Origin of the sequence: Clostridioides sp. ES-W-0018-02 (genome assembly GCF_020658175.1) — a bacterium.
GTDB lineage: Bacteria > Bacillota > Clostridia > Peptostreptococcales > Peptostreptococcaceae > Clostridioides.
Genome location: NZ_JACVVY010000006.1, coordinates 57,615 through 83,084, shown reverse-complemented (window position 1 = coordinate 83,084; position 25,470 = coordinate 57,615). Strand labels below are relative to the sequence as shown.

The 25,470-nt window shown below is 29.3% G+C and carries 20 protein-coding genes; 12 read left to right on the top strand and 8 right to left on the bottom strand.

The window, feature by feature from the left end; translation table 11 throughout:
- Positions 1-158: 158 nt before the first annotated feature.
- The 5 genes from IC219_RS14555 to IC219_RS14535 form a co-directional block, all read right to left on the bottom strand.
- Positions 159-1,409, bottom strand: a complete 1,251-nt coding sequence (locus IC219_RS14555) for an MFS transporter (protein WP_227831549.1) — start codon at positions 1,407-1,409, stop codon at positions 159-161.
- 85 nt (positions 1,410-1,494) lie between these two features.
- On the bottom strand, positions 1,495-2,241 hold the full coding sequence (locus tag IC219_RS14550; protein ID WP_227481896.1) for a MerR family transcriptional regulator: 747 nt from the start codon (positions 2,239-2,241) through the stop codon (positions 1,495-1,497).
- Between the two features lie 102 nt (positions 2,242-2,343).
- Positions 2,344-3,366: a serine hydrolase domain-containing protein gene (locus tag IC219_RS14545; RefSeq protein ID WP_227831550.1), complete on the bottom strand. Its 1,023-nt coding sequence runs from the start codon at positions 3,364-3,366 to the stop codon at positions 2,344-2,346.
- Positions 3,366-5,786 (bottom strand): excinuclease ABC subunit UvrA, encoded by a 2,421-nt coding sequence (locus IC219_RS14540; protein WP_227433753.1) that lies wholly within the window; start codon positions 5,784-5,786, stop codon positions 3,366-3,368. Before IC219_RS14540 ends, IC219_RS14545 begins: the two co-directional genes overlap by 1 nt.
- A gap of 90 nt (positions 5,787-5,876) precedes the next feature.
- A complete protein-coding gene (locus IC219_RS14535) occupies positions 5,877-6,797 on the bottom strand; it encodes an AraC family transcriptional regulator (RefSeq protein WP_227433754.1) in 921 nt (306 codons plus the stop codon).
- A gap of 540 nt (positions 6,798-7,337) precedes the next feature.
- Here IC219_RS14535 and IC219_RS14530 point away from each other — a divergent pair.
- Positions 7,338-8,201 (top strand): conserved phage C-terminal domain-containing protein, encoded by an 864-nt coding sequence (locus IC219_RS14530; RefSeq protein WP_227831551.1) that lies wholly within the window; start codon positions 7,338-7,340, stop codon positions 8,199-8,201.
- A gap of 218 nt (positions 8,202-8,419) precedes the next feature.
- Here the strand turns inward: IC219_RS14530 and IC219_RS14525 are convergent, their stop codons facing one another.
- Together IC219_RS14525 and IC219_RS22055 are read right to left on the bottom strand one after the other, a co-directional pair.
- Positions 8,420-10,081: a cell wall-binding repeat-containing protein gene (locus tag IC219_RS14525; protein WP_227831552.1), complete on the bottom strand. Its 1,662-nt coding sequence runs from the start codon at positions 10,079-10,081 to the stop codon at positions 8,420-8,422.
- A gap of 240 nt (positions 10,082-10,321) precedes the next feature.
- Positions 10,322-10,408, bottom strand: a complete 87-nt coding sequence (locus IC219_RS22055; protein ID WP_413926684.1) for a winged helix-turn-helix transcriptional regulator — start codon at positions 10,406-10,408, stop codon at positions 10,322-10,324.
- A gap of 139 nt (positions 10,409-10,547) precedes the next feature.
- Between IC219_RS22055 and IC219_RS14515 the strand changes: the two genes are divergently transcribed.
- The 3 genes from IC219_RS14515 (at position 10,548) to IC219_RS14505 (ending at position 12,828) form a co-directional block, all read left to right on the top strand.
- The gene (locus tag IC219_RS14515; RefSeq protein WP_227433757.1) at positions 10,548-11,669 is read left to right on the top strand and encodes an aldo/keto reductase; all 1,122 of its coding nucleotides are present in this window, start codon (positions 10,548-10,550) and stop codon (positions 11,667-11,669) included.
- 210 nt (positions 11,670-11,879) lie between these two features.
- Complete coding sequence (locus IC219_RS14510; RefSeq protein WP_227433758.1) at positions 11,880-12,296, top strand: MerR family transcriptional regulator; 417 nt, start codon at positions 11,880-11,882, stop codon at positions 12,294-12,296.
- The gene (locus IC219_RS14505) at positions 12,289-12,828 is read left to right on the top strand and encodes a flavodoxin family protein (protein ID WP_227481900.1); all 540 of its coding nucleotides are present in this window, start codon (positions 12,289-12,291) and stop codon (positions 12,826-12,828) included. The genes IC219_RS14510 and IC219_RS14505 overlap by 8 nt, the downstream gene beginning before the upstream one ends.
- 1,056 nt (positions 12,829-13,884) lie before the next feature.
- Here the strand turns inward: IC219_RS14505 and IC219_RS14500 are convergent.
- On the bottom strand, positions 13,885-14,370 hold the full coding sequence (locus tag IC219_RS14500) for a hypothetical protein (protein WP_227831553.1): 486 nt from the start codon (positions 14,368-14,370) through the stop codon (positions 13,885-13,887).
- A gap of 352 nt (positions 14,371-14,722) precedes the next feature.
- Here IC219_RS14500 and IC219_RS14495 point away from each other — a divergent pair, with 352 nt between their 5' ends.
- The 8 genes from IC219_RS14495 (at position 14,723) to IC219_RS14460 (ending at position 25,390) form a co-directional block, all read left to right on the top strand.
- A complete protein-coding gene (locus IC219_RS14495; RefSeq protein WP_054274210.1) occupies positions 14,723-14,869 on the top strand; it encodes a hypothetical protein in 147 nt (48 codons plus the stop codon).
- A 366-nt stretch (positions 14,870-15,235) separates the two neighbouring features.
- Complete coding sequence (locus tag IC219_RS14490) at positions 15,236-15,613, top strand: RidA family protein (protein ID WP_227433761.1); 378 nt, start codon at positions 15,236-15,238, stop codon at positions 15,611-15,613.
- Between the two features lie 368 nt (positions 15,614-15,981).
- Positions 15,982-17,790: a sigma 54-interacting transcriptional regulator gene (locus IC219_RS14485; protein WP_227831554.1), complete on the top strand. Its 1,809-nt coding sequence runs from the start codon at positions 15,982-15,984 to the stop codon at positions 17,788-17,790.
- Between the two features lie 613 nt (positions 17,791-18,403).
- A complete protein-coding gene (dpaL, locus tag IC219_RS14480) occupies positions 18,404-19,618 on the top strand; it encodes a diaminopropionate ammonia-lyase (protein WP_227433763.1) in 1,215 nt (404 codons plus the stop codon).
- A 133-nt stretch (positions 19,619-19,751) separates the two neighbouring features.
- Entirely contained in the window at positions 19,752-20,939 is a 1,188-nt protein-coding gene (locus tag IC219_RS14475; RefSeq protein WP_227831555.1) for a YgeY family selenium metabolism-linked hydrolase, read from the top strand.
- Positions 20,940-20,954: 15 nt separating this feature from the next.
- Positions 20,955-22,538: a D-aminoacylase gene (locus IC219_RS14470; RefSeq protein WP_227831556.1), complete on the top strand. Its 1,584-nt coding sequence runs from the start codon at positions 20,955-20,957 to the stop codon at positions 22,536-22,538.
- A 27-nt stretch (positions 22,539-22,565) separates the two neighbouring features.
- Positions 22,566-23,894 carry a putative aminohydrolase SsnA gene (ssnA, locus tag IC219_RS14465; protein ID WP_227831557.1) on the top strand — a complete coding sequence of 443 codons (1,329 nt, stop codon included), beginning with the start codon at positions 22,566-22,568 and terminating at the stop codon, positions 23,892-23,894.
- A gap of 143 nt (positions 23,895-24,037) precedes the next feature.
- On the top strand, positions 24,038-25,390 hold the full coding sequence (locus IC219_RS14460) for a nucleobase:cation symporter-2 family protein (RefSeq protein ID WP_227831558.1): 1,353 nt from the start codon (positions 24,038-24,040) through the stop codon (positions 25,388-25,390).
- The last annotated feature ends 80 nt before the right edge of the window (positions 25,391-25,470 follow it).

Genomic DNA, 25,470 nt, shown 5'->3' with positions numbered 1-25,470 from the left:
GAACTAGGTTAATTAAAACTATCGTAGTGATTAAAACTATCTTAGTGTATTATGTATAAAAATCAAAATAGAACAATTAAAATTTATCTAGTATATTACCTAGTTTATTTAGTGTATTACTTAATTTTTTTAGTATATTACTTAGTTTCTTTAGCATATTATTTAATTTCTTTTGATTTAAAGATGCCTTGCTTATAAAATTGTCCTGAATAAGGAATAGATAAAGCAAAAAATGCAATTATTACACCTGAAACAATAATCAAGAAATTAATAGATACCATATCAGCAAGTGGTCCAAAGAGTATCATCCCAAGAGGTATAAGACCAGTATATATAATAGTAGGTAAGCCCAATACACGACCTTGCATTTCTGGTACTACATGTTCTTGCAACATGGTCATAGCTGTTGCTTGAATAATTGGGATTGAAAAACTGGTAAAAAACATGAATATGAAAAATTGCCAAGCTTGTGTAACAGACCCCAAAATAATAGAAAAGATAGCATAAGATAACATTGCCAAGAAAAATGTCTTATTTCGATTTTTAAAGCCACCAAATATTCCTATAACTAATCCACCTAGAACCATACCTGAAAAGCCAATCATTTCAATAATAGATAGATAAATATACCCCTTACCAAATGTACGCTCAATCAATAATCCTATAAGAAAGCCTGATGGTACGCAAAGAAAAATGAAAGCGCCATAAGTAAAAACTACTTTTCTAATAAATTTATCCGAAAAAGAGTATTTTATTCCAGATATCATGTCTGTTAAAAATGATACTTTTTCAGTTTGTTTTATTATATTATGTTTAGGTATTTTAATGAAGCAGAGTAATACAATAGCAATAATTGCAGTAATAATATCAATTAAAAGTACTTGAGATATTTTATTTCCTAGACCAAGAATTGCTGCGGATACAATAGGAACTATAAATTGAACTATAGATTGAAGACTGCCATTCATACCATTAAAACGCATTAAGTGTTCCTCTGGCACAAGTTGAGGAATCAGTGCATTTACAGCAGGTGTCTGTACACCACTTCCTAAAGAACGAATAATAGATACAACAGCAATTGCGATTAATTCATTTTCTCCTTTAATTCCTGACATCATAAGCATAAGTAGTATTAGTGTAGAAGCAGCGATTATAGTATCAGATACAATGATGAGTATTTTTCGATTATAGTAATCTGCCCATACACCTGCAAAAATAGATATTAGCATTTGTGGTATGAAGGAGCATACAGTTAAGATTGTTACCCATATGCCTGATGACGTTTGAAGTGTGATATACCATATCATTGCCATCTGTACAAGTGATGAACCAAATAGGGAAATATATTGGCTCACTAAAAAGGTAAGGATTTTTTGCTTCCATGTAAAATGAGTATTTTTGTTTTCCATTCTATTCCTCCTTTGATTTGTGTATTTAATTTTTCTTGCTCTTAAGAATAACACACAAATCAAAGTATGGAGTTAGAGTGGAGGGTTAAGAAAATTGTTCTTTCATGCTTTGAAGATGAGATTTCATTGATTTTGCGTTGTATTCCGCCTCTTTCAATGAGGTTATCAATTTGTCACATACTGAGATAATTTCATCATCGTCTTTTGGAGTATCAATAATATTTTTAATATTAGCATTGGGATTACAAGACAAAGCATTTAACATTCTTAAAATAGCTGAAAGAGAATAGTTTGCAGAGCGTAACGAATTAATAATTTTAAGGCGCTTTATATCTTCATCAGTATATACACGATAACCATTTTGCTTTCTTTTTACTTTTAATAACCCGTTCATTTCCCAATTTCTTAAAGTATCTATTGTAACCTTTAAGTGTTCTGAGGTTTCTTTTCTAGTTAAAAATAACTTGTCTGTCTCTTGTGTGTTTCCATTTAAAATTTCTTTAACAATATTGATTGCTTCCTCAGCATTTGATTTTTCTATTTCTAATTGTTGTAAGTAATGACTAACAAGAGAAATAGCTTTGTCAAAATCTTTATTTGCTGATGTTCTGACAATCTCAATTGCATTTTTTCTCAATCCTCTTTGTGTAACTTCAATTTTTAAGGCTGTACGAGCAAATTTAAATTGCTCTATATGAAAATCGTTAAAAATACGATAGCCATTAGGATTACGCTTAGGTTTAGGTATTAGTTCAAGTTCTTCATATAAACGTACTGTATTAGGATGTATACCAATCAAATCTGCTATTTCTGATGTTGTGTAGGTATTCATTTATATTCAACTCCTCTTGTGTGTATATAGCATCAACAATAATATCACTAAACGAAAGTCTGGTGTTATAGTGGAGGGTTGTTATAATCATTCCATATACAACTATTCTATTATAGAAGTAAGTATATGTTTTTTAATAAGCTGCCATCTATCACGAGGTTTAAAAACTATCTTAGATGGTATTGCTATAACCAAATCGTACTTTGGTATACAACAGATGGCATTTCCTCCAGCTCCCATTGCTGAATACCAAAGAGTTCCATCTTCTTCACATAGCCACCATAGATAACCATACTCATTGGAATTCATTTTGGTTGATTCTTCAATCCGTGATTTAGATATAATACATTTATTATTCCAAATACCATCATTTAAATACAGAGAACCAAATCGTAACATATCTCTGGCACTCAATGTAAGTCCCCAGCCACCAGCAGTATTACCTTGCCTGTCTTTTGCCCAACCTTTAAGATTTTTTCCAAATAAATCTTCAAAATCAAAATTTTCTATATCATAATCGGGTATTTCTCTCATACCAATAGGTTTGAATAGATGTTCATTAGCAAACTCACGAGCACACTTTCCTGTAGTATTTGTAATAATAGCTGAAAGTAGGTGAACTCCAGCTGAAGAATATTTGAAAGTTCCAATGTTTTTGTTTTGACCAAGTTGATTTAGGGCATATTTTACCCAATCTCGTTGTTTAGAAAGTCTCTCTAATGATTCAGTTGTATTTTTAAAAGGGTATGGTGCAGTCATCGTAAGCAAGTGGCGTATAGTTACTGCTTTTTTGTATATATCAGCAGGGCTACAATTATATTCAGGAAAAAAATCAACAACTTTTTGCTCAACATCCTTTATATAACCCTTGTCTATTGCGATACCAATTAGGGCTGATATGATACTTTTTGTGACAGATGCAACATGAAAAGTATCGTCAGCATTATAACCATTATAATATTTTTCAAAGACGATATTTCCTCTTCTCGCTATGATTATTGCGTTTATATTGCTATATTGTGAGATTATTAAAGGTTCAAGCTGTGAAAGTTTTTTTGAATCCATTCCAACACTTGAAGGGTCTATATTTTCAAATTTCAAATCTAAGCAGTAACCTTTATCCATTATAAATACCTCCCTGTTATAGACTTTGAGTTTTCTTTTAGTTGTTGAGGAGAACCCTCTGCAATGATATATCCGCCTTTGTCTCCTCCTTCTGGACCAAGTTCAATAATCCAGTCACAAGTATTTAGAACTTCTATATCATGTTCAACAACAATTACAGAATTTCCATTTTCGATTAATTCATCCAACAATTGAATTAGTTTAGCAGTATCATACAGACTTAGACCAGTAGTGGGTTCATCCAACACATAGAGTATATTGCCTTTTCGTTTTTTACCAATCTCTTTTGCAAGCTTGATTCTTTGAGATTCTCCACCACTTAAAGTAGGGGTAGGTTGACCTAGTTTTATATAACCCATACCAATTTGTTCTAGTACTTTTAAGTGTGAAACAATATTTGGAGTATCTTCAAAAAAAACAACAGCTTCAGATACACTCATATTTAAGACATCATAGATATTTTTATTCTTATATTTAATGGATAGGGATTCATCATTAAATCTTTTTCCATGACACTCATTACATATACTGTCCATACTTAAATTATTTCCCAACCAGATTTTTTCATATCCACTACCACTACACTTAGGACAAGCACCTTTTGAATTGAATGAAAAATGCCCAGCAGTGAAATTTTGTTTTATTGATTCTGGTTGACCTGCAAATAAAACACGTATCTTATCCCATATCCCAATATAAGAGGCAGGAGTTGAGTTCATATTTCTACCAATAGGAGTTTGAGATATTTCTGAATATCCAGAGATATATTGTGTACCACTTAATTTATCAGCAATAGTTTCTACAATTGTATAATCATCCTCATTACTTACTTCATTTTCTTTAATAGTGGTTTTATTATTACTTGCTTGATTGTTGAAGTAACTTCTAAGAAGAGGGAGTAATGTATCTGATATAAGGGAACTTTTTCCACTACCAGATTTTCCAGCTATTCCAACCATAGCACCTAAAGGTAATGATGCAGTAATGTTTTTAAGATTATTTGTACTTGCATTTTGAACAACTATACAATGCATTTTTTCAATGTCCGTAATATTTTTAGATGATGTTCTAGTAGGCATGGAGTATTTTCCTGAGATATATTGTCCAGTAATTGATTCATTTGACTTAAGTAGACCTTCTAAATCTCCTTGATATATTAATTGTCCACCTTCAATACCAGCTTTTGGCCCTATATCAATAATATGTTCTGCCATATTAATTGTATTTTTGTCGTGTTCAACTACAATGACAGTGTTACCTAAATCTTTTAAATCTTTAATGGATTTTAGAATGTCGATTTTTTCGGATTCATGTAATCCCGCAGTTGGTTCGTCAAGTACGTAAATTAATGAGTCCATCTCTGAATCAAGGTGAGAATTTAAAAATAGCCTTTGTATTTCTCCACCACTTAAAGTTGACATCTCTCTGTATAAGGACAGATGACCTAGTCGTGCCTTTATTAGATTATTTGTCTTAATTAAAATATCAGCTATTAAATTTTTACCTAGAATAGTTAGTTTGTCTTGATTCAATAATGACTTTAGGAATTCATGAACTTCTAAAATGCTCATCTTTCCAAGTTCACCAATATGCTTTCCATTTAATAAAACTTGGCGTGCTTCTTCACCAATTTTAAAACCATGGCACTCAGAACAAGTAGTCATGCTATAAATACCATTTAAGTCTTCACCTCTTTGGTGACGACCATGAAGTACTTTTGCTAAAGAAGAACTTTGTTTTCCATTTTCATAGTGACCATATAGTACCTCGTTTTGTACTTCCTCAGGCAATTGTAAGAATGGTATATCTAAGTAATCTTTGAATTTTTTAGATAACACTCTCAAATATCCTGGTGTGATTTGGGCTCTATCCAAAACTTTTTTTAGGGTAGTGCGCTTATCCAAGATAAGTTTTTCAATATTAATCTCAAAGTATGCTCCACGTCCAGAACATTTCATACACATTCCATCTGAAGAGGTATATGAGAAATAACTTGGTCTTAAGCGTTCTTCTTTATTACCACAATTATTACAAATAAGATTGTTGTCTACAGGAGTGTTACACGCAGAACATATTACTTGTCCTTCTCCTGCATATAATAGTGTAAGCATACTAATAATATTGGTTCTAGTACCTACTGTTGAACGAGGATTACTCTGACGGATGATATTTTGTTTAACAGCTATAGTAGGAGCTAATCCTTGAATATTGTCAAATTTATTCTCATTATCAATGCCTGAAAGTATGCCTAAGGACTGTAAGTACTGTTTACGCCCTTCCTCAAATACAATATCGAACATAAGACTGGATTTACCTGAACCACTAACACCTGTTGCAACTACAAGCTTATTTTTGGGGATAGAGATATTTATATTTTTTAGGTTATGTATTTTTGCACCTTTGATTTTTATTTCTTTCATTAATTCACCTCATTTTATTAATTTTATCAAACTATAAAATTAGTATGTTTTAATCATTAATATAAGAAGAGGTTAAGCGAAATCATAGTATTAAAAAGGCTCTATAGGTAAATATATATCAACTATATGTTTATTTTGTGGGTGACTATTTGGGTCATTAAGATATACTTCAAAAGGAAAAGAATTACGTAGTTTATGCTCATCATTTGATAGCCATTCATTATACATAAAATCCCAAGCATCACTATATTCATCTTGAAAAATACTAAAATGTCCCACCAGATATTTCCCAGAAGGTATTGTAATATTGCCAAGGTCGCTATTTTCTTTGACAACAATATTATCTGGAATTGTCATACAAATACTAGTCCTCAAATGATGTTCTTGTGTAAATTGAGGATTATCATGATAAATAGCTAATATCTTTGTCTTTTCAAGTTCAATTAGATTCTGCTCATTTGCATAATCAAAGAGTTTTTCTACAATCTTTGGAAAGTGACTGGCCAAATTTCCATATGACCCAGTGTATCTAATATAAGCTGTATTTACATTATCAAGTTCTAAGATTTCAATTTCTCCCTTAACCTCTCTCTTATTTTTAGATTTAAGTTTTGATATGTGTCTATTATACTGAGAAATTTTATATGGTTCTTTGCAATTCTTGCTATAATTGTTTCTATATTTTATAGGGCTTATCTTATAATAATTTTTGAAGGCTCGCGAAAAAACTGCGGAATCAGTAAAACCGAAATAATGTGCAATATCAGTAACTGTCATATCAGTACGATGAATAAGAAAAGAAGTGGCTCCTTCTAGTTTTAACCTATTTACATACTGTGACAATGTTTCTTTTTCTATCGCTTTGAAAATTCTATGAAAATGAAACTTTGAAAAACCTGCTATATTAGAAAGCTCTTCAAGAGAAAGAGAATCATACAAATGCTCTTCTATGTAGTCTTGTACTTTGCAAATACGACGTAAGTATTCTTTTTTAATTTGGGAATCGGTCATAAGTATACCTCCTTATTGTAAAAATATATATTTTAAATACCCTTATTTATAGTAAATAAAGCGTTGAGTATGTGAAATTTAAAGTAAAAAAATGTTAAATAGATTTTTTATTAGGAGTTTTTCTTATATATAACAACAATTTATATTATAAGAGAATTTCTATCTTACTTTGTAACACTTAGTATAACATAGTGATATATTTTTAGATTGTATATTTGATTATACATTTATATAAAGTTAGAGACTATAACATAGACAAAAACTTTATATCTAGTAGGGTTGTAAACTTTGATACTAAGAACAATATATCAATTTTAAGAAAATGTTTACTAAATAATAAAATATTTATATTAAAAAAATTATTAAATTTATTGTTTAAATAAAAAAGTTAAATCTCATCTATTAACATAGAGCCTTTAAAACTTTAAAATGAAAAATATAGAAGAATGATTTTTAATAAAATATAATCATCTAATAAATTATTAAGAAATACAAAAATACTTACAAACAACTATTTATTTGAATTGGGGGAATAAGAATATGAACAATGGTTTTTATCAATTAAATTCAGCAGTATTATATTTTAACGAGCGAAGTGATGTAAACAAAATAAGGTTTAATCACTATATAATGAGAAAAGAAAACATACAAAGATTAAGGGGAACTTTACCAAGGGGACAGTTTATGATGACTGTAAGAAAGGCTGCATCTGACCTTGATTTATCAATATCTACAATAAGTAGGCTTGTAAATGAATTTATAGATTTAGGAATATTGAGACTAATAAGTCGAGGAGTGAAGGGAAATTGTTGCTCTGTATATAGTTATATATGCTCTGAAAGTAATGATACAGGTGTAATAAAGAAACGTAGAAGTTTTTTTGAAGATATATTAGAAAATATTAATGAAACAAATAATAGTAGCCAAAAGGTATCAAAACATGAATATAAGTATGACAAAGATAAGACCAGTGATACCAATATGTATAGCTATGTAGATAAAGAGTATAGACAATGGGGTTATGACCCAGAACTTCATACTGTAGATGAAACAGAAGATGTAACAAAGAAAAAAGAATTATTAAAAAAAAATTTAAAAAAAGAGTTATTAAAAAAGAACTCCAAGAAAAATACTGATGTGGAAGAGGAATACTGCTATATAGAAAGTATTTATGAAAATATTATAAAAAAGTTAAATAAAGAGTCAGGGGAAAGTTTTAGGTTTGATTCAGAAACAGATAATAAACTTATAGCTGAAAGAAGAAAAGAAGGCCATAGCTTAGAAGATTTTTATAAAGTTATAGAATCAAGAGTGAAGAGCTGGAAGGAGACTCCTACGCTAGTGGATATAAAGCCAGAGATTCTATTTGGTCATGAATTCAAGACTTACTTAAATAAAAAGTGATTATAGTGGATAAGAGATATACTAGAATAGATATTATGAAAAATCTAAAATTTAGATATAGTTTATGTTCAGATATATTATATGTATAGAAAATAGGGTTATTAGTGTTATTAATAATAAAAAATATTACTGGAATTTTTAAAATTCCAGTAATATAAAATTTAAATTACAGTAATAAATAAGAAAATTTTTATAAACTATATCATTAGAGTTATATACTATACTGTATCAACTTCATATTCTAATATTTTTCCAGTGATTGCACTGATTGTTATATCATATTCATTATTTCCCTTTATTATTTCGCCTTCATATTCTTTATCATCTTTATCATATTCAAATTTTACTATTTTACCACCAGGTACTTTGTTTAGCATTATTGACTTAGCTTTTTCAATGCTAATTATAGAGTTATTGTTATTAGAATCACTATTATTGTGATTATTATCAAAGTCATCATAATCATTATCATCATAATCATCGTCCATATCAATATCTATAATTCTTCCATCAAATGCATTTATCTCTATTTCATATGTTTTATTATCTTTTACAACTTTAGCCTCATATTCATTATCGTCAGCATCATATTTACAGTATATTAAATTACTATTAGGAATGGCATCTAGTATTATAGATTTAGCTTTATCTAAAGATATATTTTTGACACCTAAATTATTATTTATATCATCATCTTTTTCAATTTCTATTATTTTACCAGAGTAGGCATCTATTTCTACTTCATATACAATATTATCCTTTATAACCTTACTGTCGTATTTATTATCATCTTGGTCGTAGTAACAAACTAAAACATTACTTTCTGGAACAGCTTTTTTTAATATTTCCTTAGCTTCAATTAAAGATATTTTTTTAGTTTTATTTCTTATATCGACATTTTTTAGCTTTAAGATATCCTCAAATGCTTTTTGGTTATCACCTCCGCCAACTTGTGTTACTTCTTTTATGTCTTTATTGTTAATAAAATCTTTTTGGCTGTTTACAAGAGTGCCATTAGATATTATTACAGGAGAATTTTCTTTGGCTGCCAATACTCCTATTGATAATGCGTCTACTAGTGCATTTTCCTTGTTCATACCATCTTTAGTAACAAACACATTTTTTATACTTTTGGTTTTGTAAAATTGTTCAATAATTTTGGCATTGGTATTGTTTCTATCTGAACCACTGATTCTTTCTTTATTCGGATATTTTTTTACTGTATTGTCTGATAAAATCTTATTTCCACCAACTATATAAGATTTTTTTATAGACCTATTGTTTAAGAAATTTATACTGCTATTATTGCTGTTTTCCTCTGATACTAGTATTATAGGCATATTATGTATTGCTGATGGAGAAGCTATGCTAACAGCATCAGATAACCCCTTTAATCCATTTACAACTGCTACATTTTCCACTTTTTTTATTTTATCTATTTCTTTAAGTAAATTTGTAGACATTTCATAGATATTATTTCCTACTATTTTATTTACCTTTATGTTGAGTGATTTTATTTCATTTTCTACTTTATTAGATATACTATTTCCACTGTCCACTATATATACATTATCTACGCCAAGTCTTTTAAGTTCAGTTTTAGTTGAACTTTCTGTACTATTATCATTTACTAATAGTATAGGAGCATTTTTTAATTTAGCAAAAGGATTTGCACAAAGTGCACTTTGAATAGAGTTGCCATTGACTATAATTGCTACTTTTGATTGAACCCATCCTAATTTACTCACTTCTACAGCCGTTTCATATCTTGTTTTACCTATTAATCTTTCTTGCTTTGTTATGTTGTTTGCAAAGATTACTGAAGAGCTAGAAAAAAACATCATACCTGCCACTAATATAGCTAAGTTTTTCTTATTCATATTTTTTACCTCACAATCCTTATATTTTATTATTTAGTATGAACTAGTAAAATATAATCTTAAAATCAAGTTACTATTAAATGTAACATTTTAAAATTAACAGATAAGAGTATTCAATATAAAGCTTTTATTTTACTATTTAACATTGTATCATAAATCTTTGGGAAAATGTTTTCGATATTGAATATATGTAAATCAGGATGGATTATTTTTATCATTTGATAAATAGGTTTTTCCCCATTATTTCATGTGTTCTAAAACAGGGACAAAGTTTATTCCTAAATCTGTTAGGAAATATTCTACTTTAGGTGGAATTTCTTGATAAATTTTTATAGTATTTAATTAAAAAATAAAAAAACTATTGACTTGAAGTTAACTCTAAGTAGTAAAGTATAATTATAGAAAATTTATAAATATTTAAAAACATAAATTAAAGTAGAGAATACATAAAGGGGGAAGCAGGACAATGGAACAAAAAAAATTAGGGTTTGGGTTAATGCGTTTACCAATAAAAGACGAAAATGATGCTACAAGTATTGATATGGATTACTTAAATAATATGGTTGATACTTTTTTAGAGAGAGGATTCACATATTTTGATACAGCATATGTATACCATATGGGTAAAAGTGAAATAGCACTTAGAGAATCTCTAGTAAAGAGACATAAAAGAGAAAGTTTTACAGTAGCTACAAAACTACCACTAATGGCTTTAAAAACAAAAGAAGAGCAGGAGCCTATTTTTAATGAACAGTTAGAAAAATGTGGTGTAGATTATTTTGATTATTATCTTTTACATAACATTGGTGTATCACATTATGAAATAGCTAAAAAATTTGACAGTTTCAAGTTTATTGAAGAAAAGAAAAAAGAAGGAAAAATAAAAAATATTGGTTTTTCTTTTCATGATAGTGCAGAACTATTAGACAAAGTATTGAATGAGCATCCAGAAGTAGATTTTGTGCAGTTACAAATTAATTATTTAGATTGGGATAATGAAAGCATACAATCTAGAAAGTGTTATGAAGTAGCAAAGAAACACAATAAACCTGTTATAGTTATGGAACCAGTAAAAGGTGGTACACTAGCAAAAATACCAGAAAGAGCCGAAAAATTATTTAACGATTATAATCCAGATATGTCAGTGCCATCATGGGCAATTCGTTTTGCAGCAAGTAAAGATAATGTCATGATGGTTTTAAGTGGAATGTCAAATATGGAACAACTATTAGACAACACAGGTTATATGCAAAATTTTGAACCATTTGTACAGGAAGAATATGATGTTATAAATGAAGCGGTGGAAATTATAAATGAAGCAATTGCAGTTCCATGTACTGCTTGCCAGTATTGCGTAGAAGGATGTCCAAAAAATATCGCTATTCCAAACTATTTTGCTTTATACAATGCAGAAAAGCAAGCTCTTAATACTGGATTTTCAACACAAATGGTTTATTATAATAACTACACTAAAACTTATGGAAAAGCATCAGATTGTATTGGATGTAAACAGTGTGAAAAAAATTGTCCACAACATATAAAAATTGTAGAATCTTTAAAGAATGTAGCAGAAATATTTGAAAAATAATTGCTACTATAAAATAATTAATGATACATAAAGAACTTGAAGTTAATTAAGTATAAGTGAAATAATTAATGTTATATAGAAAAGTTGAAGTTAATGAAATATCAGTAAAATAATTAATGTTATATAGAAAAGTCGAAGTTAATGAAATATCAGTTAAACTATTTAATCCGATTTTAAATTATACAGTATCAAGAAAGGAGGAGGATTTGTATGACAATTTCAGAAGTAAGTAGAAAATACGAACTTTCAGCAGATACTTTACGATATTATGAACGAATTGGTTTAATACCACCTGTAAATAGAAATAAAAGTGGAATTAGGTCTTTTACAGAAAAAGATTGTGAGTGGGTTAATTTCATCAAATGTATGAGAAGTGCAGGACTTTCCATTGAGACATTGATTGAATATGTAACTATGTTTCAACAAGGGAACAAAACTATCAAAGCGAGAAAAGAACTTTTAATAGAACAACGAAATCAGCTTTCTAGAAGAATTGAAGATATGCAGAAAACTTTAGAACGATTAAATAGTAAAATTGATGGATACGAGGATAAAGTTATTGAAAAAGAAAAAACATTAAAAAATAATAGTGAGAGTCAAAGAACGGAGGTATTGTCTTATGAATAAAAGTGTACTTGTATTGTCTGCAAGCCCTAGAAAAGGTGGTAATTCTGATTTATTATGTGACCAATTTATGCAAGGGGCATTAGAATCTAAAAACCAAGTAGAGAAAATATTTTTAAAAGATAAGGATGTTAAATATTGTATAGGATGTGGAGTCTGTTACGAGAAAGGTGGAAACTGTTCACAAAAAGATGACATGGAAGAAATTCTTGAAAAAATGATTAAAGCAGATGTGATTGTTTTGGCAACTCCAGTTTATTTTTATACTATGAATGCACAGATGAAAACTATGATTGATAGAACTTGTTCGAGATACACTGAAATTTCTGGAAAAGAGTTTTATTTCATCGTTGCCGCAGCCGACAATAGTGAGCAGGCTATGGAAAGAACATTAGAAGGATTCAGAGGATTTACGTCATGTCTAAATGGTGCTAAGGAAAAAGGTATAGTGTATGGCGTAGGAGCTTGGCATGTAGGTGATATCAAAGAAAGTGTAGCAATGAATCATGCCTATGAAATGGGCAAGTCAGTGTAGTGAAGGGAGATTTTTAAGAGTATCAGATTTACTAAATTTTATTGATAGAGTGAGTTCAGAATAATCTAGACAAAATAAATAGTAGACTAAAAGTGTTCTAGCATTTAGAGGCTGTAAGTAGATTTGTGTAAAACAAATTTACCTACAGCTTTTTGTTGTATATAATTGGTAAACTAGATAATTAGTTTTTTCATCCATAGCATCAGTCTTCATATTTTATTATTATATCATAAATATAAATACTAATTTTATAAATTAAATAATTTATAAAATATAAATGGTTATAAACAAATCAACTACTGATAAGATGAATTTTAATGATAGCATATAACACTTCAAGGAAATTCTTATTATGGGGGAGATGTTCCAGAATTAAGTGAAAGTGAAGAAGATAAAAAACCATTCATAGGAGCAACAAATTTTATAACTAGAGGCTTTTCTAATATGAGTATTGTCACATTGACAGAGACAAATCAGACTATAAAAAACATTAACTTTATATACATCATTTTTTCTAGACAAAATTTCTATCTTTTCAAGGTTCTTAAACACTTTCATTAACTGGTCAACTAATTCGATTTCCTTTATTCAAGCCTTTAAGTATCTACTTTTATTCTTTTTGATATAGTTTTCTAATGTCATAGAATAATTATCTTTACTATAAATATATTTTAATATATGTTATTCTGTTGCGGATAAAGTAATATCATTTTCAAATAACTCATTAAGCTTATGCATCTAAAACTTATTATATGATAAAGTCGATATTGAAATGTAACATAGATGCTTATGATTATATAATAGAAGCAGTACATGTAGGAGGAAATTTAAGATTACAAAATAACTTTAATGATTATATAGTAAAAGCAATACATAAAGGCTATAATTAGATTTACAGAAAAGTAAATTTATCCACAGCCTTTTGGTATCCACAGTTTTTCAATATGCACAGAATTTTGATATACATACAAATCTATGCACATTTTTATCATTTATTTGATATCTAAATTTATATGTGTTTTAGTAGTTGTTTTGGTTTTAATAGTTAGTAGCATATTAAACAGATTTCTGCATAATATCATTCTCTTTACTAATTAACTTTTTTAGGTTTTTCCAATCTATTTCTTCCATATTAGCAAAATAATGTCCACTTCCTACACAAGTTAAATAGGACTTGCCATCTAATTCAAATGAAGAACCACCAATACATTTTGGATTACATTTTTTACAAGTACGAGTTTTTGTAATACTATCTTTAATAGTTTTAGAACATTCCTCCACAGTATCTCTATATGTATTTAGATTATAAAGGTTTGCTTTAACTCTCCATTTTTTCTCATTACATTCAATAGTAAATAGACTACGCTTTGGTTTTTTAGTTGAATATAATATACGATAAGAACGAGCTCCTGTTCGTGGTTCAATCTTGCAACCTAGTAATTGACCAAGCTTATGAAAATCATAAGCAATATTATAATCTTTCCCACTTAGTACTTTTAGCATTTCTTCTGTTGTTTCTGCTGTTAATGGACTTTTGTTCATAATTAAAAACCCCCTATATAAATAAAAATTTTGCATATAAATAGTAGCTTTATATACAAATAAAAACTAATAATAGTATAGTCAATCAAGTTATCAAAATCAATAAAATAGCTGTAATCTTACATTATTAGGCATGAAATGAGAAGTATTGTTTTGTAGAGGTAAAGACTTAATAGTATGAAAATTCACTCAAACATGATACAATCCTATAAAAGATTTAAAAAATAAGAAGGGAGAAAGTTGCTGAAATAATTTTATACTTTACTTATATTTTATAAAATAAACGTATATCTTATAAAATAAATGGGGTCATTAAAAAATAGTTTTGTAAGTTTTCAGCAGCAGTAGTGGAATGATAATTTTTTGGTTACTATTATACTTGGCTATTATATTTTCAATAGGTTCTATGATAACAAAAGTAAATAAGGTCTGGATTAAAGTGTTGCTATTTGTAGCAGTAGGATTGTCAACCATAGTTCTTTCATACATGATAGCATAATAACTTAAAACTTTAGAACTATTTAAATAAAATTCGCAAATTCTCAAAACAAGAATTCTCAAGTTGGTAAAATTCCAGATATGAGAAAAAAATTAGTACTATAAAAAAACTATTTTCGGATTATTTTTTATGGAAAGGTTTCAATTTAGGTGTTTTAAGTGGTTCTATAAAGTTTTATGAATAAAAAGAAATTGGCATGCTAATTGCTTTAATAAATATTAACATGAACACAAATAAATATAATAATCTGAGTATTGATTATTTGAAACTTTGGACTTGATTTCTTGTCTAGAGGTTCATATTAATATTGGTGTTTAGGAAATTTTATTTTCCTGTAAATATAACTTAATAATAGGAGGTGAAATCATGTCAAAAGTAGTAATAGCTACAGAGAAAGCTCCAGGAGCAATTGGACCATATTCTCAAGCAATACAAGTTGGAAATATAGTTTCTACATCAGGTCAACTTCCAATAGACATGAAGACAGGCGAGTTAGTATCTGACCCAAAAGAAGCAACAAAAGCTTCTTTAGACAATGTAAAAGCAATACTAGAACAAGCTGGTACAACTATGGATAAAGTATTTAAAACTACAGTTTTCGTAAAAGATTTAAAAGATTTTAATGATATTAATGAAGTGTACGCTACATATTTTAAAGAAAATCCACCAGCAAGATCATGTGTACAAGTTGCTCAATTACCAAAAGATGCAGTTTTAGAAATTGAAGCAATGGCAGTATTATAATAATAAAACCAATGACAAAACTAATGAAAATTAAAAACTAATAAAAAAAGTCTACAATTAAAAAGTTTATATTAAAAAAGTCTATATAAAAATCTATCTAAATATTTAACTATTGAGCTTTTCTTATATAACATATATTTTTGTGCCAAAAATATATTTGTTATAGGAGGAAAGCTTTTTTTATTTTATTATTTGTGTATTATAATTAAAGTAATCCTAATATAAAACAATCTTTTTATAATTATTATTATGTATTTCAATGTAAATATATAAATAAGTAATGTTTTATATATATTTTAAAAATTAACTATATGTTAAAATATAGCTAAACTGATAATTTAGTAAATTAAATTCTAATGGGGGAAACTATGGTAAGTAAATTAAAAGAATTTCAACAGGAAATGATAAAATACACTGAAACAGTAGCTAGCGTGTTAGATGTAGATATTGAAATAGTTGATGATAGATTAATAAGAATTAGTGGCACAGGTCTGTATAAATCAAAAATAAATGAAAGCGTTGTTACTGAAGGTTTTCTTTATGATAAAGTTATACAGACAGGTCAGGAGTTAGTCGTATTAGATATATGTGATAATCAGCTTTGTATAGAATGTTCCCATTACATGAAATGCCTAAATAAAGTAATAATAGCAGTTCCAATAAAATATAATAATCGTACTATAGGAGTAATTGGCGCTATTAGTACAGATAAAACTAAAAAAGTAGAAATAAGTGCAAAAATAGATAATTATTTGAAGTTTGTCAATCATATATGCGATTTAATTTCTATGAAGATAGAAGAACATGAAGTGTCAAAAAGTAGCAGTAGAAAAATGAACATGATGATAGAAATAATTGAAAATGTTGAAAAAGGTGTTGTTATATTAGATATAAATAGCAAAATATCTTATATAAACAATATTGCTTTGAAAAAATTAGATATTGGAAAAGATATAATAGAAAATACAGTAAAAATAGTATCTGTTGAATCTTCTTCAAATGGACATGAATTACTAGAAATTGATATTGATAACAAAATTTATAATATAAATGCCAAAATAATTCCTGTATATCCATATATAAATCAATATGACAAGATAATTATATTTGATAAGACATATATAAACCATAAAGGACATGGGAAAGTCAATAGTGGATGGGGAAATAGTAATATAGAGTCTATAATTGGGAACTCAGAATCAATGGTGAAAGTTAAAGAGAGAACTAAGAAATTAGCAAAGTCAAATTCAACAGTTCTTATAACTGGTGAAAGTGGTACAGGGAAAGAGCTAATTGCTAGAGCTATACATGCTGAAGGAAGTAGATGGAATAAGCCATTTATTGCTATAAACTGTGCTGCTATTCCAGAAAACCTTCTTGAAAGTGAGTTATTTGGCTATATAAAAGGTGCATTTAGTGGGGCTAGTAGTGGAGGTAAGGTTGGTAAGTTTGAACTTGCAAATGAAGGTGTCATATTTCTTGACGAAATGGGAGACCTATCTATGCCTTTACAAGCAAAGTTACTTAGAGTTTTGCAGGAAAGAAAATTTGCAAGAATTGGCTCAAATAAACTTATAGATTTAGATATAAGAGTAATTGCTGCAACGAATAAAAACTTACTTAAGTTGGTGAATGAAGGTAAGTTTAGAGATGATTTGTACTATAGGTTAAACGTAATTCCTATAAATTTGCCACCTCTTAGGGAAAGAAAAGATGATATTGAAACTATAATGATGAAATTTGTTTCCAAGTATTCTTTAGAATTAGATATAAAATTGAATCAAATAGAAAAAAATGTAATGAATATGTTGGTTAATTATAATTGGCCGGGAAATATAAGAGAATTAGAAAATGCAGTTGAATATATGATGAATTTAGTTGGAGAAGATGGAATAATCTATAAAGATATGCTTCCATTAGATATTTTGAACTATTATAATATTGAAGGAAATAGTTTTAAGAGTAATAATAAGGTAACAAAGTTTGAAGATGATATAGTCGGGGGAATAGTAGAAAACCAAGAAAAAATACTTTCAATTAAAGAATTGGAGTTAACTTACATACATAAGTTGTTAAATAAATATGGAAGAGATACAAAGACAAAAAAGAAAATAGCAAAAGATTTAGGGATAGGTTTAGCTACATTATACAGAAAACTAGAAGAGGAACAACAATAAATTAAACATAGAAAATAGTTTTAAATGTATGGTAATGTGATTTGTAGGTCAATAAAAATAAAGCCTCTATAATAGAAGTGTCACTAGAAGAGACTAATATAGTAATAATACTATAGAAAAATAAAATTATAAGCTTGTAAGATATTGAGTCAGTATAAATAATAGAAAATAAAAGTTTGAGCTTATAAAGTGCAAATATGTAAAACATAAAAATAACAGTATTATAGAAAGCTAAAATAAAAACATAAAATATAGAAGGTTATAACAATATAAATATAGAAGGTAAAAATAGTAATATACAAGCCAAAATAACAGACATATAGAAAAGTAAAAGCATAATAAAGGAAAATAAAAACAAAGAAACGGTTTCTCGAAATGATAATTCTCGTATTGATAAAAATTTCCCAATATGAGAATTTTTTCTTTTATAAATCTTATTTTTCACACTCAGATTTTACAACATTTAAATAAATTTGAAAAAAGTATGTAATTCCAACATAAAAAAAATATTTTTAGAATAAATAATATTGGCACAGTAATTGCTTTATATAAAGACACAAAGATAAAAAATTAATAATGACATCGAAAAATTTGAAAGGGGAATATAAAATAAATGAGAGAAATAAAATGGAAATTAAATAACTTACCTAAAGCAGAGGAAAAAGAAAAAGGAATTGAATTTTTAAAGGACGAAGAAATTGCAAAAGCTAAAGCATTTCATGAGAGTTTTCCACAATATGAAAAAACTCCTTTAGTTAAATTAGATAACTTAGCAAAATTATTAGGAGTTAGCGGAATATATGTTAAAGATGAATCTTATAGATTTGGATTAAATGCATTTAAAGTTTTGGGTGGTTCTTACTCTATGGGTAAATACTTAGCTCAAAGATTAAATAAAGATATATCAGAGTTAGGATATGAAAAATTAACTTCAAAAGAAATAAAAGACCAGTTAGGAGAAATAACTTTCTTTACAGCTACAGATGGAAATCATGGTAGAGGAGTTGCTTGGACAGCTAATAAATTAGGTCAAAAATCTGTTGTATTAATGCCAAAAGGTTCTTCTGAATTTAGATTAAATAAAATCAAGGGAGAAGGTGCAGATGCTAGTATAACAGACTTAAATTATGATGATGCAGTAAGATTAGCTAATGATTATGCAGAAGCTGATGACCATGGAGTAATGGTTCAAGATACAGCATGGGACGGATATGAAGAAATACCAGCATGGATAATGCAAGGATATGGAACTATGGCTAAAGAAGCTATAGAACAATTAAAAGAATATGGAGTAGATAGACCAACGCATGTATTTGTGCAAGCAGGAGTTGGTTCGCTTGCTGGTGCAGTTCAAGGATATGTTGCTTCAATATATGATGAATGCCCAATAACAGTAGTAGTAGAAGCTGATGAGGCAGATTGTTACTATAAATCAGCAGAAGCAGGAGATGGAAAACCAAGATTTGTAGGTGGAGATATGCCAACTATAATGGCAGGTCTTGCTTGTGGAGAACCAAATACTATAGGATTTGAAGTATTAAAAAATTATTCATCAGCATTCGTTTCAGCACCAGACTGGGTTTCTGCTAAAGGTATGAGAGTTTTAGGAAATCCTCTAAGAGGAGATGAAAAAGTAATCTCTGGAGAATCTGGAGCAGTTACAACTGGAGCATTAGTTTCAATACTTGAAAGTGAAGATTTAAAAGATTTAAGAGAGGCTTTGAAATTAGATGAAAACTCTAAAGTATTATTAATAAGTACAGAAGGAGACACTGATCCAGACAAATATAAAGATATAGTTTGGAATGGAGAATACCAAAGTAAATAAAAAATTTAAAATAAAAAATAAATAAAGTCTAAATAAAAGTTTAATAAGTGAAATATTAATAAGTAAATAAGTAAAATACCAATAAATAAAGTGAAACATCAATAAATTAAAAATTATATGGGGGAATATCAAAATGTTAAATGAAACAAGAAAAAAACAATTAACTGAAGTATGCCAAGATTTAATAAGAAATGCTAGTTATTCAGGTCAAGAAGAAAATGTAGTAAAGGCAATTGAAGAAAATTTTGCTATGCTAGGTTTTGACAGCTGGTCAAGAGATAGATATGGAAATATAATAGGATGCATAAAAGGAAACAAACCAGGGAAAAAAATATTATTTGATGGGCATATAGATACAGTTCCAGTTCCAGATGCAAGTAAGTGGAGTGTTCCTCCTTTTGAAGCAAGAATAGTAGATGGAAAAATATATGGTAGAGGAACTTCTGATATGAAGGGTCAAGTAAGTGCTATGATGGCGGCTGTTTCATACTTTGCAGAAGATACTAATAAAGACTTCGAAGGTGAATTATATGTAGCAGGAGTTGTTCATGAAGAAATATTTGAAGGAGTTTCAGCTAGAGAAATAAGTAAAGCTGTTAAACCTGATTATGTTGTAATCGGAGAATCTTCAGAACTAAACTTAAAGATTGGTCAAAGAGGTAGAGGAGAAATAGTTGTAGAAACTTTTGGTAAACCAGCTCACTCTGCTAACCCAGAAAAAGGTATAAATGCAGTTTATAAAATGGCTAATGTAATTCAAAGAATACAACAATTAGTACCTCCAACTCATCCAGTTTTAGGTGATGGAATATTAGTTTTAACAGATATAAAATCTTCTCCATATCCAGGTGCATCAGTGGTGCCAGATTATTGCAAAGCTACTTTTGATAGAAGATTATTAGTTGGAGAAACAAGAGAAGGAGTACTAGCTCCAATACAAGCCTTATTAGATGAAATGATGAAAGAAGACTCAGAATTAAATGCAAAAGTTTCTTATGCATCTGAAAAAGCTGACTGTTATACAGGAAATACTATAGAAAGTGAAAGATTCTTCCCAGGTTGGTTATATGATGAAGATGATGAATTTGTTCAAGCAGCATATAAGGGATTAAAAGAAGCTGGAATAGATTCAGAAATAACTCAATACTCATTCTGTACAAATGGAAGCCATTATGCAGGTGAGGCTGGGATAAGAACTATAGGATTTGGTCCTTCTAAAGAAAATCTTGCTCATACAATAGATGAACATATAGAGTTAGACCAATTATTCAAAGGTGCAGAAGGATATTATGGAATATTAAAATCAGTTTATAAAAAATAATTAGGAGATGGTTTTGTGAGAACTTTAATAAAACATGGGCTTATAGTAGATGGAAATAAAACACCAGCATATGAAGGGGATATTTTAATAGAAAACGAAAAAATATTAAAAATATCACAGGATTTAAACGAAGAAGCTGACAAAGTTATAGATGCAAAAGGTAGAGTTATATGTCCAGGTTTCATAGATACTCATAGCCATTCAGACCTAGTGATTTTGGTTAATCCATATAATGAGGTAAAGATTAGACAGGGAATTACAACAGAAGTGTTGGGCCAAGATGGAATATCTATGGCCCCTCTACCTCAAGAGCATATATCTTCTTGGAGAAAAAATTTAGCAGGCCTAGATGGTGAAAGTGATGAAATTGATTGGAAATATGAAACAACAGAAAACTATTTAAAAATGATGGATGAAAATGGGGTAGGGTTAAATGAAACTTATTTAGTACCTCATGGAAATGTAAGAATGGAAGCAATGGGGCTTGAAGATAGACCTGCCACTAAAGAGGAAATTCAAAAGATGTGTGAAATCACAGAAAGAGAATTAAAGGCAGGAGCTATAGGATTATCAACTGGACTTATATATATACCTTGTGCGTATTCATTGACAGAAGAAATTATAGAGATGTGTAAAGTAGTAGCAAAATACGATGGAGTATTTGTGGTTCATCAAAGAAGTGAAGCAGATACAATTTTAACATCAATGGAAGAAATTATAGAAATTGGAAAGCAATCAGGAGTAAAAGTTCACTTCTCACACTTTAAGGTTTGTGGTAAATCAAATTGGAAGTATATACCTCAAGTTATAGAACTTTTAGAAAAAGCAGAAAAAGAAGGTATAAGAGTATCATTTGACCAATATCCTTATGCAGCTGGAAGTACAATGCTTGGAGTAGTTTTACCTCCATGGGCACATTCAGGAGGAACTGATAAATTAATAGAAAGATTAAATGATGAAAACGAAAGAGCAAAAATGAAAAAAGATATAGCAAATGGAATCGAAGGTTGGGATAACTTTATAGAATTTGCTGGAATAGACCAAATCTTTGTAACAAGTGTAAAGACAGAAAAAAATCAAGATACAATTGGTAAGAGCCTACTAGAAATTGGAAAGATGAGAGGTAAAGACCCGTTAGATGCAACGTTTGATTTATTGAAAGAAGAAGAAAATGCAGTTGGAATGGTAGATTTCTATGGCTTGGAAGAACATATAATAGGTTTTATGAAAAGAGACGAGCAAAATGTATGTACAGATGGTCTTTTAGCAGGTAAGCCACATCCAAGAGCATATGGTTCTTTCCCTAAAATACTAGGAAGATATGTTAGAGAATTAAATGTACTAACAGTTGAAGAAGCTGTTTATAAAATGACTAAAAAAGCAGCAGTAAGCTTTAGTATAAAAGATAGAGGTGAACTAAAAGAAGGATATTTTGCAGACTTAGTTATATTTGACAAGGATACTGTTAGTGGATGTGATGATTTTATTAATTCCATGCAATATCCGACAGGTATAGATTATGTAATTATAAATGGAAATTGTGTTGTTGAAGAAGGAAAATACAATAAAATTAAAGCAGGAAAAGTACTTAAAAATTAAATCTTAGCTTTAAGGAGGAATAAATTTATGATTTTAGTGGGGAATGGGAGGCTAATAAGCCAAGATTCTTTAAATCCCTATATGGAAGATGGATGTGTTGTAATAAATGACAATCTGATTGAAGGTATAGGTACTACTGAGGAAATGAAAGCGAAATATCCAGGACATGAATTTATAGATGCAGGCAAGAAGATAATCATGCCTGGTCTAATAAATTCACATATGCATATATACAGTTCATTTGCTAGAGGTATGGCAGTTCCAGGAAAACCATCTGAAAATTTTTTAGAAATATTAAACAATTTATGGTGGAGACTTGATAAACAACTTACACTAGAAGATACAAAATACAGTGCATATGCAACTTATATAGAATGTATAAAAAATGGTGTCACAACAGTTTATGACCATCATGCAAGTCCAAATGCAATTGAAGGTAGTTTATTTACAATATCAGATGTTGCAAAAGATTTGGGAATAAGAACATGCCTTTGTTATGAGGTATCTGATAGAGATGGTGGAGATACAATACAACAAGGTATCAATGAAAATGTAAATTTCATAAAATATGCTCAAAAAGATGATACAGACATGATAAAGGGAATGTTTGGTCTTCATGCTGCATTTACATTGTCTGATGATACATTAAATAAGTGTGCCTCAGAAATGGCTGGTCTTGATACAGGTTATCATGTACATGTTGCTGAAGGATTAGCAGACTTACAATATAATGTAGATAAATATGGAAAAAGAGTTTTAGAAAGATTTAATGATTTTGGTGTTCTAAAAGAAAAGACTATAGCAGTTCATTGTATATATATAAGTACAGATGAAATTAATCTTTTAAATAAAACAAATACATTTGTAGTTCATAATCCAGAATCTAATATGGGAAATGCAGTTGGATGTTCTCCTGCAATAGAATTACTAAAAAGAGGTGTTACAGTAGGTCTAGGAACTGACGGATACACTAGTGATATGTTTGAATCGTTAAAGGTTGCTAATATAATTCATAAACACCACTTAAGTGACCCAAGAGTTGGATTTGGAGAATCACAAACAATGTTATTTGATAACAATAAAAAAATAGCAAAGGCTTATTATAAAAATGACCTAGGCATACTTAAAAAAGGTGCTTATGCGGATGTCATAGTAGTTGATTATACACCACATACTCCATTGACAGAAAACACAATAGGGGGACACATCATATTTGGAATGAGTGGAAGAAGCGTGGATACAACTATTATAAATGGAAAAGTACTTATGAAAGACAGAAAATTGGTAAACATTGATGAAGAAAGTATTCTAGCTAAGAGTAGAGAACTAAGTCAGAACCTATGGAATAGAATCTAAATAATTGATAATGACATACAAGTAAGAGACAAGAATATAAGTGTTAAAAATAAAACTTAGACAAAAGTAGAATTTAAATGAAGTATATAGATAAAAAATATATGGAATAGAATATTAAACTAAATATAGAAGGGAGACCCAACATGTCTCAAAATGAAAGCCCTAAAATAGCTCCAGTAGATGAAAGGTTACCTGTATCCAAATCCTGGGTATTTTCACTACAGCACGTTTTAGCAATGTGTGCAGGAGCGGTAGCAGTTCCTATGATGATAGGAACTGCTGCACGACTAGATCATGCTAGTATTGTTTTTTTAATAAATGCTTGCTTGTTTATGGCAGGTATAGGAACACTCATACAAAGTGTTGGTATAGGAAATATTGTAGGCGCTAAAATACCAGTAATTGAAGGAACTAGTTTTGCCGCTGTGGCAGGTATGACAGCAATAGCCTCATCATATAGTGATTCTCAAGTTGCAATACAGACAGTATTTGGCTCTGTAATAGTAGCTGGACTGTTTTGTATATTACTTGCTCCAGTATTTGAAAAACTAATAAGATTCTTCCCTAGCGTAGTTACTGGAACAGTTGTTATGGTAATAGGTATTTCACTATTCCCAGTTGGGATAAAGTGGATAACTGACAACAAATTGGAAGCGGTTGAACCAAACTCATTAGCATTAGCTTTAGCAGTATTGGCGATAACTTTACTTTCATTTAAGTTCTTAAAAGGAATTTGGAATAGTACAGCGATATTGGTAGGTATAGTACTTGGTACATTACTTTCTATGGCAGTTGGAATGGCTGATTTTAGTGCAGTAAGTGGAGTTGGTTGGCTTAACTTAAATGTACCTTTAAAATTTGGAATGCCTAGATTTGAACCATCTGCAATATTATCATTATGCTTAATTATGTTAGTACTTATGACAGAATCAGTTGGTAATATGATAGCTATTCACGAAATGGTAGACAAAGAGGTAACTGGTAAAAATATTAAAAGAGGTCTATTTGGAGATGGAATATCTACAGCTTTATCTGGAATATTCAATTCATTTCCAATAACTCCATTTGGTCAAAATACAGGAATTGTTGGACTTACAGGTATAAAATCAAGATTTATTGCAGTTTATGCAGGGGTAATATTGCTAGTACTTGGTTTCTTACCAAAGTTTGCAGCAATAATAGGAGCAATACCTAAGCCTGTTCTTGGTGGAGTAGGATTTGCAATGTTTGGAATGGTAATGGTTGGAGGAGTAAAAACTCTAAGTAAAGTAAAATTTGATGGAACTAAAAATGGAGTGATAGTAGCAGTTAGTGTTGGGTTGTCTATGATACCACTGACAAATCCTGATTTCTATCATAATTTTCCAACTTGGGTGCAAACGATATTCCACAGTGGAATAACAACAGGAAGTTTATCAGCAGTACTTTTGAATATCTTCTTCAATGAATTAGGTTCAAAAAAGGAAAAAGCTCCTAAGACTGAAGAAGCAAAATAGGAAGAAATAAATGAAAAGCAACATATATAAAAGAGTATCTAAGCTAAATATTAAAAAAATATATTTAATTAAGGGAGAGA

Bases quoted from the DNA above. Each gene is read 5' to 3' on its own strand.
- IC219_RS14535 (WP_227433754.1), bottom strand. From the start codon at position 6,797: ATGACCGATTCCCAAATTAAAAAAGAATACTTACGTCGTATTTGCAAA.
- IC219_RS14515 (WP_227433757.1), top strand. From the start codon at position 10,548: ATGGAACAAAAAAAATTAGGGTTTGGGTTAATGCGTTTACCAATAAAA.
- IC219_RS14490 (WP_227433761.1), top strand. From the start codon at position 15,236: ATGTCAAAAGTAGTAATAGCTACAGAGAAAGCTCCAGGAGCAATTGGA.
- IC219_RS14555 (WP_227831549.1), bottom strand. From the start codon at position 1,409: ATGGAAAACAAAAATACTCATTTTACATGGAAGCAAAAAATCCTTACC.
- IC219_RS14500 (WP_227831553.1), bottom strand. From the start codon at position 14,370: ATGAACAAAAGTCCATTAACAGCAGAAACAACAGAAGAAATGCTAAAA.
- IC219_RS14460 (WP_227831558.1), top strand. From the start codon at position 24,038: ATGTCTCAAAATGAAAGCCCTAAAATAGCTCCAGTAGATGAAAGGTTA.
- IC219_RS14530 (WP_227831551.1), top strand. From the start codon at position 7,338: ATGAACAATGGTTTTTATCAATTAAATTCAGCAGTATTATATTTTAAC.
- ssnA (WP_227831557.1), top strand. From the start codon at position 22,566: ATGATTTTAGTGGGGAATGGGAGGCTAATAAGCCAAGATTCTTTAAAT.
- IC219_RS14525 (WP_227831552.1), bottom strand. From the start codon at position 10,081: ATGAATAAGAAAAACTTAGCTATATTAGTGGCAGGTATGATGTTTTTT.
- IC219_RS14550 (WP_227481896.1), bottom strand. From the start codon at position 2,241: ATGAATACCTACACAACATCAGAAATAGCAGATTTGATTGGTATACAT.
- IC219_RS14505 (WP_227481900.1), top strand. From the start codon at position 12,289: ATGAATAAAAGTGTACTTGTATTGTCTGCAAGCCCTAGAAAAGGTGGT.
- IC219_RS14510 (WP_227433758.1), top strand. From the start codon at position 11,880: ATGACAATTTCAGAAGTAAGTAGAAAATACGAACTTTCAGCAGATACT.
- IC219_RS14485 (WP_227831554.1), top strand. From the start codon at position 15,982: ATGGTAAGTAAATTAAAAGAATTTCAACAGGAAATGATAAAATACACT.
- IC219_RS14540 (WP_227433753.1), bottom strand. From the start codon at position 5,786: ATGAAAGAAATAAAAATCAAAGGTGCAAAAATACATAACCTAAAAAAT.
- IC219_RS14545 (WP_227831550.1), bottom strand. From the start codon at position 3,366: ATGGATAAAGGTTACTGCTTAGATTTGAAATTTGAAAATATAGACCCT.
- dpaL (WP_227433763.1), top strand. From the start codon at position 18,404: ATGAGAGAAATAAAATGGAAATTAAATAACTTACCTAAAGCAGAGGAA.
- IC219_RS14495 (WP_054274210.1), top strand. From the start codon at position 14,723: ATGATAATTTTTTGGTTACTATTATACTTGGCTATTATATTTTCAATA.
- IC219_RS14475 (WP_227831555.1), top strand. From the start codon at position 19,752: ATGTTAAATGAAACAAGAAAAAAACAATTAACTGAAGTATGCCAAGAT.